Raw genomic sequence first — 17,052 nt, forward strand, 5'->3', positions numbered from 1 at the left:
AGCCCAGGGAAGCTCACGACCTATCACGACTCAGAGGAGTCCAGTTGTCCAAGCTGGCAGTGGTGATGACACCTGAACGAGCCGACGACGTCTGCAGTCCGGCGACCCGCGCGCTCCTGGCCGACAGGTTCGAGGTCAGCTGGGCGGGTTCCGACCTCAGCCCGCAGATGGTCGCCGACCTGGCCGCCGGCAGCGACGTCGTCCTGACCAGTTGGGGCACTCCGCCCCTGGACAAGGCGATCTGGGCCGACGGCAACGGCCCGAAGGCGGTCGCCCACGCGGCCGGCTCGGTGAAGAAGCTGATCGACCCAGTCATCCTCGAACAGGGCGTGGCGGTGTTCTCGGCCGGCACACGGATCGCATGGTCGGTCGGCGAATACTGCCTGGCCTCGATGCTCACCTTGGCGCGGCGCCTCCCCCAGTTCGATCAGGCATTGCGCCAGGGCGGTTGGAAGCAGAGCCACCTTCGCGGCGGCGAGTTGGCCGGCCAGGCGGTCGGCATCCTCGGTGCCAGTTCGACCGCGCGGGCGCTGATCACGCTGCTCAAGCCGTTCGGCTGCGACATCGTCGTCTACGACCCCTATCTGAGTGCCGAGAGAGCAGCAGAACTCGGCGTCAGGACAGCCGGACTCGAGGAGGCGCTCCAGTCGCGCTTCGTTTCGATCCACGTTCCTGACGTGCCGGAGACCCGCGGCCTGGTGACGCGCAAGCTGATCGAGCAACTGCCCGATCACGCGATCGTCGTCAACTCGTCCAGAGGCCCCGCGATCGATCAGCAGGCGCTGCTCGAGCATTGCCTCGACGGCCGGCTGTTCGCGGCGCTGGATGTCTACGACCCGGAGCCACCGAAGTTCGGCCCTGACGTACTGGCCGCGGGCAACCTCCTGCTCACGCCACACATCGCCGGGGACACCGTCGAAGGTCATCTCGCGCTCGCCGGCTACGTCATCGACGACGTACTGCGCTGGCTCGACGACGGCGTCCGGGGCTCCAGCTTCGTGGATCCCGCGGTCTGGCCGATCGCCGCATGAGCAGCCGGATCCGATCGGTCGAGGTGTTCCCGGTCCCGGTGCCGTTCGCGCGGCAGTTCGTGCTCGGCAGCGGTGCTGTCGGCGCACCCGGCCAGGCTACGGACCAGGGGGCCGCAGTCATCTTCGTGAAGCTCACCACCGAGGACGGCATCGTCGGCTGGGGAGAACAGCGGGCGCTTCCCAGTTGGAGCTACGAGACGGCCGAGACGATCGCGGTCGTGATCAAGCGCCACCTCGCTCCGATCCTGCTGGAGCTGACGCCGTTCGACGTCGAACTCTTCCACAGCCGGGCGACGAAGCGGTTGAGCCCGTCGGTCTCGAACGGTTTCCCGTTCGCCCGAGCAGCGGTGGACCTCGCGATGCACGATGCCGCCGGCAAGCTGGCCGGAGTACCGGTGCACGCGTTGCTCGGCGGGAAGCTGCACGACGAGATCCCGCTCTGCTCGGCGATCGGGGTCGGACCGCCCGAGGCCGTGCGGGAGCATGCCCGGCAGTCGTCGGACTATTCGGCGTACAAGGTGAAGATCGGTGGTGACCTGGACGCCGACGCGGCCGCGATCGAGACCGTCGCGGAGGTGGCCGGCGCCAAGCCGTTGTGGCTGGACGCCAACCAGTCCTACCGGCCGAGCGCGCTCAAGCAACTGCTCGACCGGACCCGGCACGTCCGGACCATTCATTGCGTCGAGCAACCGGTTCCGAGCACCGACACACTCGCCATGCACCGGTTGCGCGACCTGATCGACCTGCCGATCGCGATCGACGAAGGCAGCTTCACCGCCCAGGACCTGGCCCGGACGATCCAGCTCGAGGCCGCCGACCTGGTCGTGGTGAAGATCTGCAAGTCCGGCGGTCTGCGGAACGCGCTCAAGACCGCGCAAGTGGCGGTGTCGGGCGGATTGGAGATCCTCGCGAGCGGTCTGACCGACTGCGGGATCGGATTCGCTGCCGCGCTGCATCTGTTCAGCCAGCTCGACCTGGCCCTGCCGGCCGAGCTGAACGGACCCGAGTTGCTGTCCGACCTGTACGTCGAAGGGCTCACCATCACCAAGGCCGTCGCCACGGTCCCCACCGCGCCCGGTCTGGGCATCCAGGTCGACGAAGAGCGGATCCGCGCCGAGTCGATCGAACTGCTCTTCAGCTGAGGAGTCGCCATGTCCGCCCGCACCAACCCCCACCCACCACGCAGCGAACTGTCTCGCCGCGGCCTACTCAAACTCACCGGCCTGGCAGGACTCGCCGCGGCCTCGACCGGAGTTCTCTCCGCCTGCTCATCCACCCCGTCCGGCGCGGCAACCTGGTCGATGTGGTCGAGCAGCCCGGCCGAACGCAAGGTTTGGGACGACTTCAGCAAGTACGTCGCCGGCACGCTGAAGGTCGAGTCGATCCCGACCCTGACCCCGTCGGGCGGCTACCCGACCAAGCTCGACCTGCAACTCGTCAGCGGAACAGCCGGCCTGGTGACCGCGCTGAACGGAACCCTGATCCCCACCTACGCCGCCCGCGGCGCGCACCGTCCGCTCGATGACCTGATCGCCGCCGACCCCGACTTCCGGCTCGACGACTTCTACCCGGCCATCCGGAAGATCTCGACCTTCAACGGCCAGACCTACGCGATCGGCTTCGACGTCGCCCCGACGGTGCTCTACTACAACAAGTCCCTCCTGACGAAGGCCGGCATCCCGCTGCCGTCGCGGACCGAACCGATGACGTGGGAGACGTTCCGGGGTCTTGCCAAGGAGTTGACCCGGCCGCCGGACCAGTTCGGCTTCACCTGCGCGCCGGCGATCGACGACCTGGTCTCGTGGATCTACTGCGCGGGCGGCAACGTCATGAACGACGAGGGCACGGTCAGCACGCTGAACCGCCCGGAGGCGCTGCAGGCGATCCAGTTCGTCATCGACCTGTTCGTCAAGGACAAGGTGACGCCGCCGATCAGCAACCTGGTCACCGAGAGTTCGCTGTCCAATTTCATGGAGGGCAACGTCGCCTTCATGCAGAACGGCCCGTGGCAGGTGGTCAACGTCCGGAAGGCGAAGTTCGACTGGGACGTCATCCCGTTCCCCGCCGGCCCGGCCGGGAGTACGCCCCGCGTGTCCGGCTCGTCCTTCGCGATTCCGGCCGCGGTCAAGGGCGACGACCTCGAGTTGGCGTGGAAGCTGCTCAAGACGCTGACCAGTACCGGTGCGCTGGACATCTATGCGAAGGCCGGCCGGAACAACCCGGCGCGACTGGCGGCGGGCAGCGCGTTCAAGCCGCCACCGGACAACCTCGGCGTGGTGCAGCAGATCCTGGCGGGCAAGGTCGCCGGCGGCCACCCGTTCGACGTCACCACGAACTGGAACCAGGTCAAGCAACTGCTCGGCCAGGACCTGCCGCGCACGTTCCTCGGCCAGGTCAGCGTGCCCGAGGTGATCGACGGCCTGACGCCGCGCCTCGACGTACTGATGAAGCAGCACCAGGACAACATCCGCCAAGCCCAAGCCCGGAAGGGGTGAGCTCGAATGGCTGTCGACACGCTGCCCGCGCGGACTGCTCCGCGCGCGACCGCGCCGACCGGACCGACACCTCGCTGGCGGAACAAGGAGACGCTCGCCGCCTGGCTGTTCATCTTCCCGAGCCTGATCGGGTTCCTGATCTTCACCGCCGGGCCGGTCGTCGCGGCCGGGGTGATCTCGCTGCTCAATTGGAACCTCTTCAGCTCCCCCACGTGGGCGGGCCTGAAGAACTTCGCCCGGCTCGGGCCCGACCCGACGTTCTGGTCCGCGCTGGGCAACACGGCGTACTTCACCTTTGTGAGCGTGCCGCTGACGCTGCTGGTCAGTCTCGGGCTGGCCTTGCTGCTGAACCAGGGGCTGCGCCGGGTGGCGGTCTTCCGGTCGCTACTGCTGTTGCCGTACGCAACGATCACGGTGGCGGTCGCGTTCGTCTGGATCTGGCTCTACATCCCGCACGACGGACTGATGAACTCCGTGCTGGGCCTGGTCGGCATCAACGGGCCCGCCTGGCTGATCAGCGACAACTGGGCGATGCCGGCGCTGATCGCGATGAGTGTCTGGAAGAGCTTCGGCTTCGGCATGGTGGTGTTCCTGGCCGGGCTGCAGGCGATCCCGCAGCAGCTGTACGAGGCCGCGAGGGTGGATGGCAGCTCGGCTTGGCAGACTTTCCGCAGCGTCACCCTGCCGATGCTGTCGCCGGCGCTGTTCTTCGTCGTCGTCACGTCGGTGATCGGGTCGTTCCAGGTCTTCGACCAGGCCCTGATCATGACGAACGGCGGGCCGGGGTCCCGTACCACCACGCTCGTGATGTACATCTACCGAACCGGGTTCGAGAACTACGACCAGGGCTATGCGGCGGCTCAGTCGCTGGTGCTGTTCGCGTTCATCGTGGTGATCACCGCGGCCCAGTTCCTCCTCCAGAGGAGGCTCGTGCACTATGACAACTGAAGCCCTCGCGCCGCTGCGGCGGTCACTGGCCGGCAATCCGGTCGCGACCCGCAAACTCGTGGTGTTCGGCTGTTTCGTCGTCACCGCGGTGACGCTGGTCCCGGTCGTGATGATGGTGCTGGTCGCGTTCCAGTCCGACGCCGAGTCGATGGCCGCGCGGCCGTCGTTCTGGCCGAGCAGTTGGCATCCGGAGAATCTCACCCGCGCCTTCGACCTCGTCCCGCTCGGCCGCTACCTGCTCAACACGATCATCTTCGCGGCCGGCACCACCCTGCTGGAGACCGTGACGGCCGCCCTGGCCGCCTACGCCTTCGCCCGGCTGAACTTCCCCGGCCGGAGTTGGTTGTTCGGCATCTACCTGGCGACGTTGATGATCCCGTCACAGGTGACGCTGATCCCGCAGTTCGTCCTGGTCGCCAAGTTGCACGGGATCGACACCTGGCCGGGAATGATCCTGCCGCACGCGTTCACCGCGCTCGGCGTGTTCCTGCTGCGGCAGTTCTTCCTGGGCATCCCCCGCGACTACGAGGAGGCCGCCCGCCTGGACGGCGCGAACCGGTGGCAGGCGTTCACCCGGGTGATCGTGCCGCTGGCGATTCCGGCGATCGCGACGCTGGCCGTCTTCAAGTTCATCGGCCAGTGGAACAACCTGCTCTGGCCGCTCGTCATCTCCAACAGCGATTCAACCCGTACTGCGGCCGTCGGGCTGCAGGTCTTCCAGGACACCAACGGCACCCAGTGGAACCTGCTGCTGATGGCGGCGACGATCACCACCGTGCCGTTGATCGTGCTCTTCTTCCTGACCCAACGCTGGTTCGTCAAAGGCATCACCATGAGCGGGCTGGGAGGCCGCTGATATGAGCTATCTCTGGTCCGTCTTCACCAAGCCGTGGCCGGAACTCCCCGGTGACGAGCTCGGCCGGCTCGTCGCCGGGCTCGGCTTCACCGGCGCCGAGATCCCCGTCCGCGACACCGCCTACGTGACTCCCGCGACCGCCGAGGCCGAGCTTCCGAAGTTCGCCGCGCAACTGCGCGCGGAGGGCGTCGAACCGATCAGCATCGCCAGTGACCTGTCCGAGGCGACGTTCGCAGCGTGTGCGCAGGCAGGGGTGCCGATGATCCGGATCATGGCGCCGCTGGGCCCCGACGGATATGTCGCCTCGGTCAGGCGTACCAGGCGACTGCTTGAGGAGACAGCCGCGCTCGCGGAGCAGTACGGCGTACAGGTTGGGGTGCAGCCTCATCACGGCAAGTTCATGTCGTCGTCTTTGGGGGTCATGCAGTTGCTCGAGGGACTGCCTGGCCAGTTCAAGGTGGTCTGGGACGCCGCCCACGATGCGCTGGCGGGCGACGATCCCGCCATCACCCTTGAGCTGGTCCGCGAGCGCCTGGGGATCGTCAACCTCAAGAACGTCAAGTACGTCGAAGCCGACGGTGGCTGGAAGCCCTGGTTCGTCCAGGCCGGCGAAGGCTTGTCCGATTGGTCCGCGGTCTTCCGCCACCTGCAGGACTTCACCGGCCCGATCTGCCTCACCGGCCAGTACTCCGACCCGTCGGTGCCGGTCGAGGAGCGGCTGAGAGCCGACCTCCAGGCAGCTGTCACATCTTCGTTGGCCGATCCGTCAGGGGGATGACAGCAACGGAAAACCACTGAGGAGAACGACGATGGCCGTCAGGATGAAGAACCCCGCGAAGGTGTTGCCGGACGCAATGACCGGGATCCAGCACCTCTATCAGGCGATGCACAAGGGCGGCGTGCCGGCCACCACGCTCGAGCTGGTGCACCTGCGCGCCAGCCAGATCAACGGTTGCAGCGCCTGTGTGGACAGCGGGGTGAAGAGCGCGCGGAAGAACGGCGAGGCCGACGAGCGGCTGTTCCAGGTGGTGGCCTGGCGGGAGTCCGGCCTGTTCACCGACGCCGAGCGCGCGGCCCTGGCGATGACCGAGGCGGCGACCCGGCTGGCCGACCGCCCGGACGCGGTGACGGACGAGATCTGGGACGAGGCCGCGGACCACTTCGACGAGCAGCAACTGGCCGCGATCATCTTGATGATCAGCCTGACCAACCTCTTCAACCGCATCAACACCACGATCCGCGAACCCGCCGGCGCTACCTGGGGCTGATGGCCCTGACCGGCGTCACCGCCCGGGATCTCCGGGCCGGCTGAAGAGCCGCCCGCAGGGCCGGGGCCAGGATCCGGCGTACGTCGGCGTCCGTCATCGTCGACGCCGGACGGAGCGGGTTCAGGTAGCGGGTGAGGATCAGGCCACCGATCACCGCGACCGCGGCGGTGGCCCGATCGGTCGCCTCGGGACCGCGCAGAAATTCAGCAATCCGGCCGTGCACCTCGCGTTCGAGGAACTCCTGCAGCACCAGCATCACGTCCGCGTCCTGCGGCGCCATCCGGGTCAGCTCGGCCAGCGGCTGCGCGTCGGCCCACATCTCGAGCACCGCCTCGAGCAGCCGATCAGCGAACCCCGCCTGGTCCCCCTGCAGCGCCCGAGCCATCGCGGCCGACTTGCCGCAGCGAAACTGCATCGCCTCCCCGAACAGCCCTTGCTTCGATCCGAAGTGATAGCTGATCAGCGCGGAGTCGACCTCGGCCGCGGCAGCGACCTTGCGCACCGTCGTGTTCGGAGCGGCTGGTTCCACCGGCCGGGTCCTGGTCGAGCAAGCTCTGGCGGCGGGGCATCAGGTGGTGGCAGCCGTTCGTCATCCGGAGAAGGTCGAGCCGCGCGCGGGGCTGACCGTAGTACGGGCCGATGTGGCTGACGCGGCCGCAGTCCGTACCGCGGTGGCCGGCAGCGACGCCGTGTTCTCGGTCGTCGGAGGCAAACCGACCCGGCAACCCGTCGAACTCCACTCGACGGCGGCTCGCACGGTCATCGACGCCATGCACGAGCACGGCGTCAAGCGGCTGTTCGTCGTCAGTTCGGTCGTTCTCGAGCCTGGGTGGCGGCCCAGCAACGCGTTCTTCTTCAACAACGTGCTCGATCCCGTGGTGAACCGGGTGATGGTGCGGACGACCCACGACGACCTGCGACGGATGGAGCAACTGGTGCGCGCGAGCGGGCTCGACTGGACGATCGTGCGGCCGTCCGGATTGTTCAGCAACCACGCGCCGACGGCGTACGAACTGCCGGAGGACCAGGCCGACGGGTTGTTCACCGCCCGTGAGGACCTCGCGGCGAGCATGCTCGACCAGTTGAGCGGTGACGCCTTCGTTCGCCGGGTGATGGCCGTGATCACCACCGCGGTCCGGCCGAGGATCGCCCGGGTGATCTGGCGAGAGGCCATCATGTCGAGATGAGCGGCGGTGTTTCGACGTCCCCGCTGTCAGACCCCGACAGAGGAGCCACCGTGAAGTACATGCTGTTGATCTACGGCAACGCGGACACGTGGGACGCGCTGGCCGCCGAGGGGATCGAGTCCGTCTACGACGTGCACCGCGGGATGCTCGCGGAGACCCGTGCCAACGGCGAACTGCTCGCGGCCGACGGACTGACCACCGACCGGGCCCGCGTCGTCCAGGTCAAGGACGGGGTGCCGGCCGTGACGGACGGGCCGTTCACCGAGTCCAAGGAGGTGCTGGCGGGCTACTACCTGCTCGACTGCACCCTGGAACGCGCGACGGAACTCGCGGCCCGGCTGCCCGAGGCCCGCTACTCACCCGTCGAGGTCCGTGCGCTCACCGAGCCGTTCGAGGAGTAGGAACCGGCTGTCCAGGGACTTGCCGGTCTCAGCTCGGCGTTGACCTGAGACCGGCGAGCCACTGACTCAGCCGGTGTTACCCAGCTTCGGTCAGCTCGGACAGCTCGGTGCGAGAGTGACCCCACCTGAGGCGGGTTGGTCTCCCATCCCCCGGCCACCCTGGACGAACACGGTCGCGCCGGTCTCGGGCGCTCGCGCACCCTCGCCCAGACGCAGTGTGCTGGTCAGGCCGTTGCTCAGCCTCAGCACCGCCACGCGACGCGGCTGACCGGCCGGCATCGACGAGCTCACCTCGTGGATCCCGGTACAGACGGCCGGTTGGACCGCAGCCCGGCCGAGCTTTTGCGTGCCGTGACTCCTCACACCACGGCACTGCTCGGCGAGCTTCTTCATCGGTGACACACATCCCCCTCTCTTCGTTCCCCCGAGGAACAGTTGATGACGAAGCAACTGTCAGTACGGCGCAACGGTCCTCACTGCGCAGTACTGCGCAACAGTTGCACCACTCCGTACTCCACTCGGCACGGAAGTGATCCCGGCAGCCTTGCTCACGGTGACGACCTTTTCAAGGGATCGCCCGGTGAATCCCGCCTGCCGGAACCATTGTCCGCCGAACTACTACTGCCCGCCGAAACCAGTGGTCGCGATTCCCTTGATGATCTGCCTTTGGAAAAAGAGGAAAACGGCGACCAGTGGCAGCGCGGCGAGGATCGCGGACGCCATGTTCTGCGCATATTGCAGACCATAGGCGCTCTTTACCGTCTGCAGCCCGACCGGCAGCGTCATCAGGTCGGCGTCGGTGGTGACGATGAAGGGCCAGAGGAAGTTGTTCCACGCGCCGATGAAGACGAAGATCGCCACCGCGGCAAGGATCGGGCGCGACAGCGGCAGCACGATCGACCAGAAGACCCGGAGCCGATGGGCGCCGTCGACCCGGGCGGCGTCCTCCAGTTCCACCGGAATCTGGTCGAAGAAGCGCTTCAAAATGAGCACCATGGTCGGCGCAAACGCTTGCGGCAGAATGATTCCCCAATAGGTGTCGACCAGGTCGAAGGCGAGCATCTGCCGGAACAGCGGCACGATCAGCAACTGCGGCGGGATGATGATGGCCGCGATGATGGCGGCGTACAGCCAGCGCCGGCCGCGGAAATCCATTCGCGAGAATGCGTATCCGGCCAGTGCGGAGGTGGCCACGGTGACGAAAGTGATTGCCGCGGAAGTGATCAGGCTGTTCCACGCCCAGGCCGGGATGTCGCCGGCCGACAGCACCTTGCGATAGGCGTCCAGGCTGAACCCGTCCGGCGGCGACAGGCTGAGCGTCGAGGCACCGGCGTCGGCCTCGCTCTTCAGCGACGTGAGCACCGCCCACGCGAACGGGACCAGCCAGGTGGCCGCCAGGAACGCCAGGATCAGCAGCGCCACCATCCGCGAGACGCTCCACGGGTTCTCGCCCGGCTTGTATCCCCTGCCCTTGAGGCCGCGGGACAACGTGTAGGTGCTCACGAGCCACTCCTGCGGTTGATGAGTTTGTACTGCGCCAGCGAGACCAGCACGATGATCGCGAAGAAGAGGTAGGAGATCGCCGAGGAGTAGCCGAACCGGTAGCCGGTGAAGCCGGACTCGTAGATGTACTGCACGATCGAGCGGGTCGAACCGGCCGGTCCGCCGTTGGTCAGCATGTAGATCTGGTCGAACACCTTCAGCGACGCGAGCACCTGCAGCGTCAGGATCAGCGCGGTGGTCGGCGCGAGTTGCGGGATCACGATCGAGAACAGTTGCCGCCACTTCCCCGCGCCGTCGATCGCGGCGGCCTCGAACTGCTGCTCGGGGATGTTCTGCAACGCGGCCAGGTACAGCAGGAAGTTGAAGCCGATGGTCCACCACAAGGTGGTGATCACCACCGAGATCATCGCCACCTTCGGATCCTGCAGCCACGCCACCGGGGCGATCCCGAACTCGGCGAGCACGCCGTTGACCAGGCCGATCTTCGGGTTGTACATCCAGGCCCAGAACAGCACGACCACGGTGGAGGCGAGCAGGTACGGCAGGAAGAACGACAGCCGCCACAGCCACCGGCCCGGTAGGCCGAGGTTCACCAGCAGCGCGAAGGCCAGCGACAGCACGACCAGCGGCACGGTGCTGAGCAGGGTGAACCAGGCGGTGTTGCCGAGCGAACGCCACATGTCCGGGTCTCGTAGGGCCTCGGCGTAGTTCGCGAACCCGATCAGGTCGGAGTTGGAACCGGTCAGCGTCTCGCCGGTGAAGCTCAGGTACAGGCCGTAGATCGCCGGCACGACCAGGAACAGCACGAACAGGACCGCGAACGGCGCGGCGAACGCCCAGCCGGTCAGCGTCTCCCCCCGCCTGGCCCTGAGCTTGCTTTGGGCAACGACCGGCGTGGCGGCCGCGGGACTGTCGATGGCGGTCGACATACGCATCTCCTTCTCAGGCGTCAGACCGGTTGCGGCCGGTCGAGCAGCACGTTCAACCGCTTCACGAATCCGTCGAACCCGGCCGCGGGATCGCCGCTGCCCAGGTACACGTTCTGCACGTTCTCGGCGAAGTACCGGTGGAAGTCGCTGCCGGCGCCGCCGAACCAGGCGTCCGGGTCGTAGTTCACGTACTCCGGGATGCCGGCGTAGTTCGACTGGGGCTTCAACTGCTGGTACTCCGGGCTCTCGATCACCGGCTGGTACGCCGGGATGTGGCCCGCGCCCGCCCAGGACACGGACCGTTTGAGGATCTCCGCGACCATCCGGTACACGTGCTTGCGTCGCTCGGGTGACACCTTCGACTGCCGTGGCAGCACGAACGTGTGCGAGTCGGCGTACGCGGCCGGAGTACCGAAGAGGGTCGGGATGGGCTGCGCGTCGAACCCAAGCTTGGCCGCCTTGAGCACGGGCAACTCCCAGACTCCACCGAAGAAGAGGCCGCTCTCGCCGTGCAGGAACTCGCTGGTCGCGGTACCGCCGTCGCCGCTGCGGCTGGCGATGTTGTCGTCCAGCAACGAGCGAACGAAGGTCAGCGTCTTCACCGCGGCGGCCTCGTCGACGTCGGCCGGGCTGCCCGGGACGAGTTTCATCTCCGCGCCGGTCTGGCGATAGAGCGTGTAGAACAGCCGCCACATCTGCGAGCCGTCGCCGAGGTAGCCGTACGACAAGCCGTGTTTGCCGGTCACCTGCTGCAACTTGCGGGCGACCTCGACGAACTCCTCGGGCGAGTCCATCGTCTTCAGAGCGCTGGTGACACCGGCCTTCCGAGCGTGGTCGGTGTTGTAGTAGAGGACGAAGGGATGCGTGTCGAGGGCGATCGAGTAGAGCTTGCCGTCGTACATGCCCTTCTGCCACACCAGCGGCGGGAAGTCGCTCTCGTGGATGCCGACCTCGGCCAGTTCGTCGAGGTCCCACGGCTCGAGCAGACCGCCGGGCGCGTAACCGGCGATGCGGGAGGCGTGCATGACCGCCAGGTCGGGAGCTCTGCCGCCGGCCGAGGCCATCGCCAGCTTCGTGTAGTACGGCGGTCCCCAGGCCAGCACGGTCTGGGTCGCCCGAAAGCCGGCGTTGAGGCCGTTCACGGCGTCGACCAGGCCGGCCATCACGACGCCGTCGCCGCCGCTCATCAGGTGCCAATAGGTCAGGTCTTCCGCTGAGTTCCGTGCTCCCGGTGCGCAGCCGAGCAACAGGCCACCACCGGCCAGCGCGGCCGCTCCGGAGAGCAGGCGGCGCCGGGAGAACTGACGATCGATCGATGCCATGGGCTCTCTCCTTCGCAGGCGGCACCGATCATTACATCGTTGAAATAGGTTGACAAGAGGGTAGACGTCTTGGTTTTTGTGCGTTTATGTGGTCGGCGGGGGCTAGCGCGCCGTGCTGGCGCGGCTGACGATGCGGTGCGGGACGACTACCCGGCGTGGCTGGGCATCCTTGTCCGCCATCCGCTCACCGAGCAGATCGAGGGCCGACTGGACGAACTGCCGGCGATCGAAGTCGACGGTCGTCAGCGGCGGCACGGTGTACTGACTCTCGAGGATGTTGTCGAAACCCGCGACCGCGCAATCCCCCGGTACTGCGACCCCTGCCGTCCACAGCGCCGACAGGGCTCCGGCCGCGATCGTGTCGGTGAAGCAGAACAGCGCGTCCGGCGTCTCGTGGTCCTCGAGGTAGCGGCCGACCACCGTGGCGGCGCCCTCCGGACTCCAGCGGTCGAGGCCGATCTCGAGCTCCGGATCGTGGGGTAGGCCGGCTGCCTCCAGCGCCTCGCGATACCCGGTCGTACGGAGCCGGGCGGCCGCAGTACCGGGGGTGTCTGCGGTTCCGCCGACGCGGCCGGTGCCGCTCGCACCGCGGGGGATCTCCGGGGTGCCGACCGCTGCGATCCGGCGGAAACCCTGCTCGATGAGGTGCTGCGTCATCTCCCGGGCAGCGCCGACATTGTCGATGGCCACCTGGCTGACCACGTCCTGGTCGACGTCGCCGATCAGGACGACGGCGGGCAGTGGACCGGCGGTCATCACCGCACTGTCGTCGAGGTTGACCGGGTTGAGGATCAGGCCGTCGACGAGGTTCGCGCGAGCCTTCGAGAGCAACTCGAACTCTCGCTTCGGCTCGGCCGCGGTCTGCTCGATCTGCACTCCCCAGCCGCGCTGGTGAGCCAACTCCACGACCAGGTGGGTGATCTCGGCCGAGTAGGGCCGGAGCAGGTCGGGCAGCGCCAGACCGATCATCCCCGAGCGGCCGTTGCGCAGGCCGCGCGCGCTCAGGTTGGGAACGTAGTCCAGCTCGGCCAGGGCCTGCTCGACCCGCTCACGGGTCTCCGGACGGACGAAGACGATCCCGTTGATGACGTTGGACACCGTCTTCGGGGAGACCCCGGCCAGCTTGGCGACGTCTTTGACGGTGGCACGCATGCCCCCATTGTCACCGACGTCGGCTCGGCGGCTGGGATGCCTTCGTTGTCAACGGGTACTGCTCGATGAGGTCAGATGCCGCGAAGGCGTCGCGCGGCCAGTGTGAGTTCGGCCAGGTCGGCGGCCGCGGCGAAGTTGAACCGCAGCCACGCGCCGGGCTTCTCGGTGGCGAAGTAGCGCTGGCCGGCGCTGACCAGCACTCCGAGTCGCCTGGCCTCGGCTGAGACTTCGGTGTCCTCGATGCCGGGCGGAAGGCGGACCCAGAGGTGGAGACCGCCGTCGGGTGGCCGGTTGATCGTCCAGTCCGGCTGCACGTCGGCCAGTTGGGTCGCGAGTTCGCGGCAGCGTTGCCTCAGCGAGGTCGCGAGACCGCGCAGATGCCGTTCCCAGGAAGGCGAACTGACCAGTTCGAGAGCCGCCTCCTGCAGCGGACGCGGTACGAAGAAGTCATCGACCTGACGGATCGCCCGGAGGCGCTCGAGCACCGGCCCGCGGGCGATCAGCGCACCGATCCGCAGACTCGGCGCGGCCGGTTTGGTCAGCGAGGTCAGGTAGACGACCGTGCCGTCGCGATCCTCGGTCAGCAATGGCTTGGGGACCGGTGAGCCATGGCCGAGCAACCTGGCGAAGTCATCTTCCAGGATGAAGGCGCCTGCGGCCCGGGCAACTTCGACCACCTGCCGCCGGCGCTCGGCCGCGAGTACTGCGCCGGTCGGGTTCTGGTAGGTCGGCTGGCAGTAGAGCAGGCGCGCCCCGGACCTGGCGAAGGCCTCTGCCAGCAGGTCAGGACGCACGCCTTCCTGATCGAGAGGCACGGGAACTGGGCTGAGACCGGCGGCACGCGCCGCGGCCAGAGCACCCGGATAGCTCGGAGCTTCCACCAGGACAGGGCTTCCGGGGCCGGCGATGGCCCGAAAGGCGATCGACAAGGCACTCTGCCCGCCTGCCGTGATCAGTACGTCGTCCGGGGTTACGTCGGCCCCGGCGAGTCTGGCGAAGACCGTTCGCAACGAACTGAGGCCGTTGGCCGGCGCACGATCCCAGGCGTCGGGGCGGCGCGCAGCCCGGGCAAGGGCCGCGCTCAAACCTCGGGTCGGTTGCAGTGACGGGTGCAGGTAGCCGCCGTCGAGGTGGATCGCACCCTCGGGAGCCGGTCCAAGGGAGTCGCTGAGTGAGCGCGAGTCGACGCTGCGGTCGGCCAGGGCGACCGTCTGCCACGCGGTGTCGGGGATGGCGTCGGCTCGCGGTGAACGTGGAGCGACGTAGGTGCCGCTGCCGGGTCGGGTGATGACAGCACCTTCAGCAGCGAGTTGCGCGATCGCTCGGGAGACCGTGCCGGGACCGACGCGGTGACGGTCGATCAACTCGCGGCTGCTCGGCAACTTCTCCCCCGGCGCCGACCGCTGGACGAGGTCGCGGAGGGCGCTGAGCAGGGCGCCAGAAGTGCTACTGTCTGACATGAGAGAGCATAGTAGCGCTACTGCGCCGGAATGGGAATCGCTATCAGCCCTGCGGGCCGACACCCCGGGGTGCGAGCACGTCATCCACTTCAACAACGCGGGCTGCGGCTTGCTCGCGGCTCCCGTCCTGCAAGCGATGCAAGACCACCTCGATCTGGAAGCGCGGATCGGCGGGTACGAGGCGGCAGCCGCCCACGCGGACGAGGTCCGCGAGTTCTACGCCGAACTGGCCGCACTGATCGGCAGCGGCCCGGACAACATCGCGTTCGCAGGAAGTGCCACCCACGCCTATGCGACCGCGCTGTCGGCGATCCCGTTCCAGCGTGGTGATGTCATCCTGACCACCCGGAACGACTTCATCTCCAACCAACTGGCCTTCCTGTCGCTGCGGCGCCGGTTCGGCGTCGAGATCGTGCACGCGCCCGACCTGCCCGAGGGCGGTGTCGACGTGGACGCGATGGCGCTGCTGATGAAGGAGCACCGGCCGCGGTTGGTCGCGGCGACGCACATCCCGACCAACTCCGGCCTGGTTCAGCCGGTGGCCGAGATCGGCCGGCACTGCCGTGAGTTCGACCTGCTGTATCTGGTCGACGCGTGCCAGTCGGTCGGGCAGTATCCGATCGATGTCGAGGAGATCGGCTGCGACCTCCTCACCGGAACCTGCCGGAAGTTCCTGCGCGGGCCACGGGGTTCGGGGTTTCTGTTCGTGTCGGATCGGTTCCTGCGGGCCGGGTACGAGCCGCTGTTCATCGACATGCACGGCGCCGACTGGACCGCCCCGGGTGACTACCAGCCGAGCCGGACGGCCTCCCGGTTCGAGGAATGGGAGTTCCCCTATGCGACGGTTCTCGGCTGCGCTGCCGCTGTTCGGTACGCGCGGGAGGTCGGGGTGGAGGCGATCTCACGGCGTACTCCGGACCTGGCGCGCCGGTTGCGGAACGACCTCGACGCGCTGCCCGGAGTACGGGCGCTTGATCGGGGCAACCAGTTGGGGGCGTTGGTCACCATCGCGGTGGACGGGTGGGAGGCCGCGCCGTTCAAGGCAGCGCTGGATGCCCGGAGCATCAATTCGGCGCTGAGCTTCCGATGGTTCGCCCAGTTCGACTTCGGCGACAAGGACGTCGACTGGTGCCTGCGGCTGTCGCCGCACTACTACAACACCGAGGACGAGATCGCCGAGGTGGTCGCGGCCGTCGCCGAACTGCGGGCGGCTCGGTGACCACTCTCGACCAGGCGCCGACCTTGTGGCGCAACAGGGACTTCCGCAGGTTCTGGTTCGGCGAGAGTGTGTCGCTGCTCGGAACCCAGATCACCACCCTCGCGCTTCCGCTGACGGCGATTCACGCGTTCGGTGCCACCGACAGCCAGGTAGGGCTGTTGCGGTTCCTGCAGTTGGCGCCGTATCTCGGTCTGGCGCTGATCTTCGGTGTCTGGGTCGACCGGGCTCGCCGCCGCCGGGTGATGCTGGGCGCGAACCTCGTCCGGATGGTGCTGCTGGCAATGATCCCGACATTGCACTGGCTGGACCTGCTCGACCTTCCTTCGTTGCTGTTGATGGCTTGTGCGATCGGAATCGCCTCCGTGCTCTTCGACGTCAGTTGGATGTCTTACGTACCGGCGCTGGTCGAGGATCCACGCCACTACGTCGAGGCGAGTTCGAAGCTGGGAATGAGTTCGTCGGCTGCCGACGTGGCCGGTCCTGGCCTGGCCGGTCTGTTGGTGAGTTGGCTGACCGCACCAGTGGCGCTGATCGTCGACGCCTGCTCGTACGCGGCCTCTGTGGTGTCGTTGCTGCTGATCCGGCGGCCGGAGCCCCGCCCAGACCCTGCCGCGCGACGACATCTCGGCGTCGAACTGCGCGACGGCCTGCGTTGGGTCCTCGGTACGCCGCTGCTGCGCGCGCTCGCGCTGATCGGCTGCTGCTGCAACTTCTCGATGGTCACGGTCTGGACGATGTTCCTGCTCTACGGCACCCATGACCTGCACCTCGGGTCGCGAACGCTCGGAGTCATCTTCGCGACGGCTTCGGTCGGTGGACTGATCGGGGCCGCGTCGGCTCGGCGGATCATCGGCCGGTTCCCGGTCGGGCGGGTCTACCTGGTGGCGCAGTCGATGCTGCTGCTCGGCCCGCTGCTCATCGTGGTGGCGCCCGGCGGCTGGGTGGTGCTGTTCGTCCTGTCCTTCTTCGTCACCTATCTCGGGCTCGGCGTGGCCGGAGTGATCATCGTCAGCCTGCGGCAGAGCAGCACGCCGCAGGCGATGATGGGCCGGATGACGGCCGTCTTCCGCACCCTGCTGTTCGGCGGTGGCGCGCTCGGGGGACTCACGGCCGGGCTGCTGGCGGACGCGGTCGGCGCGCACATGGCACTGACGATTGCGGCCGTGGCGTCGGCGGCGGTCGTGGTCGCTCTGTTCTTCTCGCCGGTCAGCCGGCTGCGATCTCTCCCGGTACCGTGAGATTCAACGTCCGATAGAGGCTTATAGGCGGATCGCCGCGCTC

The 17,052-nt window shown here is 67.5% G+C and carries 18 protein-coding genes; 11 read left to right on the forward strand and 7 right to left on the reverse strand.

Annotated features, from left to right (window positions below; translation table 11 throughout):
* Positions 1-44 precede the first annotated feature (44 nt).
* Genes ABD255_RS12315 through ABD255_RS12345 form a run of 7 tightly spaced genes read left to right on the forward strand, consistent with a single transcriptional unit; the run spans position 45 to position 6,598 of the window.
* The gene (locus tag ABD255_RS12315; RefSeq protein ID WP_344213087.1) at positions 45-1,031 is read left to right on the forward strand and encodes a hydroxyacid dehydrogenase; all 987 of its coding nucleotides are present in this window, start codon (positions 45-47) and stop codon (positions 1,029-1,031) included.
* On the forward strand, positions 1,028-2,173 hold the full coding sequence (locus ABD255_RS12320; protein WP_344213089.1) for a mandelate racemase/muconate lactonizing enzyme family protein: 1,146 nt from the start codon (positions 1,028-1,030) through the stop codon (positions 2,171-2,173). Before ABD255_RS12315 ends, ABD255_RS12320 begins: the two co-directional genes overlap by 4 nt.
* Before the next feature lie 9 nt (positions 2,174-2,182).
* Positions 2,183-3,526: an ABC transporter substrate-binding protein gene (locus ABD255_RS12325; RefSeq protein ID WP_344213091.1), complete on the forward strand. Its 1,344-nt coding sequence runs from the start codon at positions 2,183-2,185 to the stop codon at positions 3,524-3,526.
* Positions 3,527-3,532: 6 nt separating this feature from the next.
* Positions 3,533-4,474: a carbohydrate ABC transporter permease gene (locus ABD255_RS12330; protein ID WP_344213093.1), complete on the forward strand. Its 942-nt coding sequence runs from the start codon at positions 3,533-3,535 to the stop codon at positions 4,472-4,474.
* The gene (locus ABD255_RS12335; protein WP_344213095.1) at positions 4,464-5,330 is read left to right on the forward strand and encodes a carbohydrate ABC transporter permease; all 867 of its coding nucleotides are present in this window, start codon (positions 4,464-4,466) and stop codon (positions 5,328-5,330) included. Before ABD255_RS12330 ends, ABD255_RS12335 begins: the two co-directional genes overlap by 11 nt.
* A 1-nt stretch (position 5,331) precedes the next feature.
* Entirely contained in the window at positions 5,332-6,108 is a 777-nt protein-coding gene (locus tag ABD255_RS12340; RefSeq protein ID WP_344213097.1) for a sugar phosphate isomerase/epimerase family protein, read from the forward strand.
* Positions 6,109-6,139: 31 nt separating this feature from the next.
* Positions 6,140-6,598, forward strand: coding sequence for a carboxymuconolactone decarboxylase family protein (locus ABD255_RS12345; RefSeq protein WP_344213099.1), 459 nt, complete (start codon positions 6,140-6,142; stop codon positions 6,596-6,598).
* Here the strand turns inward: ABD255_RS12345 and ABD255_RS12350 are convergent.
* Positions 6,585-7,127 (reverse strand): TetR/AcrR family transcriptional regulator, encoded by a 543-nt coding sequence (locus ABD255_RS12350; protein WP_344213101.1) that lies wholly within the window; start codon positions 7,125-7,127, stop codon positions 6,585-6,587. The genes ABD255_RS12345 and ABD255_RS12350 overlap by 14 nt on opposite strands.
* On the opposite strand from ABD255_RS12350, the gene ABD255_RS12355 reads away from it, so the two are divergent.
* Positions 7,093-7,785: an NAD(P)-dependent oxidoreductase gene (locus tag ABD255_RS12355; RefSeq protein WP_344213103.1), complete on the forward strand. Its 693-nt coding sequence runs from the start codon at positions 7,093-7,095 to the stop codon at positions 7,783-7,785. The genes ABD255_RS12350 and ABD255_RS12355 overlap by 35 nt on opposite strands.
* Positions 7,786-7,844: 59 nt before the next feature.
* Entirely contained in the window at positions 7,845-8,186 is a 342-nt protein-coding gene (locus tag ABD255_RS12360) for a YciI family protein (RefSeq protein ID WP_344213860.1), read from the forward strand.
* Positions 8,187-8,276: 90 nt separating this feature from the next.
* Here ABD255_RS12360 and ABD255_RS12365 read toward each other — a convergent pair whose 3' ends face one another.
* The 6 genes from ABD255_RS12365 to ABD255_RS12390 all read right to left on the reverse strand — a co-directional run bounded on the left by ABD255_RS12365 (position 8,277) and on the right by ABD255_RS12390 (position 14,552).
* A complete protein-coding gene (locus ABD255_RS12365) occupies positions 8,277-8,579 on the reverse strand; it encodes a hypothetical protein (RefSeq protein ID WP_344213105.1) in 303 nt (100 codons plus the stop codon).
* Between the two features lie 225 nt (positions 8,580-8,804).
* Positions 8,805-9,689, reverse strand: a complete 885-nt coding sequence (locus tag ABD255_RS12370) for a carbohydrate ABC transporter permease (RefSeq protein ID WP_344213107.1) — start codon at positions 9,687-9,689, stop codon at positions 8,805-8,807.
* The gene (locus ABD255_RS12375) at positions 9,686-10,618 is read right to left on the reverse strand and encodes a carbohydrate ABC transporter permease (RefSeq protein ID WP_344213109.1); all 933 of its coding nucleotides are present in this window, start codon (positions 10,616-10,618) and stop codon (positions 9,686-9,688) included. The genes ABD255_RS12370 and ABD255_RS12375 overlap by 4 nt, the downstream gene beginning before the upstream one ends.
* Before the next feature lie 20 nt (positions 10,619-10,638).
* On the reverse strand, positions 10,639-11,940 hold the full coding sequence (locus ABD255_RS12380) for an extracellular solute-binding protein (protein ID WP_344213111.1): 1,302 nt from the start codon (positions 11,938-11,940) through the stop codon (positions 10,639-10,641).
* A gap of 102 nt (positions 11,941-12,042) precedes the next feature.
* Positions 12,043-13,092, reverse strand: a complete 1,050-nt coding sequence (locus ABD255_RS12385; protein ID WP_344213113.1) for a LacI family DNA-binding transcriptional regulator — start codon at positions 13,090-13,092, stop codon at positions 12,043-12,045.
* Between the two features lie 71 nt (positions 13,093-13,163).
* Complete coding sequence (locus ABD255_RS12390; protein ID WP_344213115.1) at positions 13,164-14,552, reverse strand: aminotransferase-like domain-containing protein; 1,389 nt, start codon at positions 14,550-14,552, stop codon at positions 13,164-13,166.
* Here ABD255_RS12390 and ABD255_RS12395 point away from each other — a divergent pair.
* Positions 14,551-15,771 carry an aminotransferase class V-fold PLP-dependent enzyme gene (locus tag ABD255_RS12395; protein ID WP_344213117.1) on the forward strand — a complete coding sequence of 407 codons (1,221 nt, stop codon included), beginning with the start codon at positions 14,551-14,553 and terminating at the stop codon, positions 15,769-15,771. The two genes, ABD255_RS12390 and ABD255_RS12395, sit on opposite strands and share 2 nt — an antisense overlap.
* The gene (locus tag ABD255_RS12400) at positions 15,768-17,009 is read left to right on the forward strand and encodes an MFS transporter (protein WP_344213119.1); all 1,242 of its coding nucleotides are present in this window, start codon (positions 15,768-15,770) and stop codon (positions 17,007-17,009) included. The genes ABD255_RS12395 and ABD255_RS12400 overlap by 4 nt, the downstream gene beginning before the upstream one ends.
* Positions 17,010-17,052 lie beyond the last annotated feature (43 nt).

The organism is Kribbella sancticallisti, from assembly GCF_039530625.1.
Lineage (GTDB): Bacteria > Actinomycetota > Actinomycetes > Propionibacteriales > Kribbellaceae > Kribbella > Kribbella sancticallisti.

Coding starts and splice junctions, on each gene's coding strand:
- ABD255_RS12320 (WP_344213089.1), top strand. CDS start 1,028: ATGAGCAGCCGGATCCGATCGGTCGAGGTGTTCCCGGTCCCGGTGCCG.
- ABD255_RS12325 (WP_344213091.1), top strand. CDS start 2,183: ATGTCCGCCCGCACCAACCCCCACCCACCACGCAGCGAACTGTCTCGC.
- ABD255_RS12330 (WP_344213093.1), top strand. CDS start 3,533: ATGGCTGTCGACACGCTGCCCGCGCGGACTGCTCCGCGCGCGACCGCG.
- ABD255_RS12335 (WP_344213095.1), top strand. CDS start 4,464: ATGACAACTGAAGCCCTCGCGCCGCTGCGGCGGTCACTGGCCGGCAAT.
- ABD255_RS12340 (WP_344213097.1), top strand. CDS start 5,332: ATGAGCTATCTCTGGTCCGTCTTCACCAAGCCGTGGCCGGAACTCCCC.
- ABD255_RS12345 (WP_344213099.1), top strand. CDS start 6,140: ATGGCCGTCAGGATGAAGAACCCCGCGAAGGTGTTGCCGGACGCAATG.
- ABD255_RS12360 (WP_344213860.1), top strand. CDS start 7,845: ATGCTGTTGATCTACGGCAACGCGGACACGTGGGACGCGCTGGCCGCC.
- ABD255_RS12365 (WP_344213105.1), bottom strand. CDS start 8,579: ATGAAGAAGCTCGCCGAGCAGTGCCGTGGTGTGAGGAGTCACGGCACG.
- ABD255_RS12375 (WP_344213109.1), bottom strand. CDS start 10,618: ATGTCGACCGCCATCGACAGTCCCGCGGCCGCCACGCCGGTCGTTGCC.
- ABD255_RS12380 (WP_344213111.1), bottom strand. CDS start 11,940: ATGGCATCGATCGATCGTCAGTTCTCCCGGCGCCGCCTGCTCTCCGGA.
- ABD255_RS12385 (WP_344213113.1), bottom strand. CDS start 13,092: ATGCGTGCCACCGTCAAAGACGTCGCCAAGCTGGCCGGGGTCTCCCCG.
- ABD255_RS12395 (WP_344213117.1), top strand. CDS start 14,551: ATGAGAGAGCATAGTAGCGCTACTGCGCCGGAATGGGAATCGCTATCA.
- ABD255_RS12390 (WP_344213115.1), bottom strand. CDS start 14,552: ATGTCAGACAGTAGCACTTCTGGCGCCCTGCTCAGCGCCCTCCGCGAC.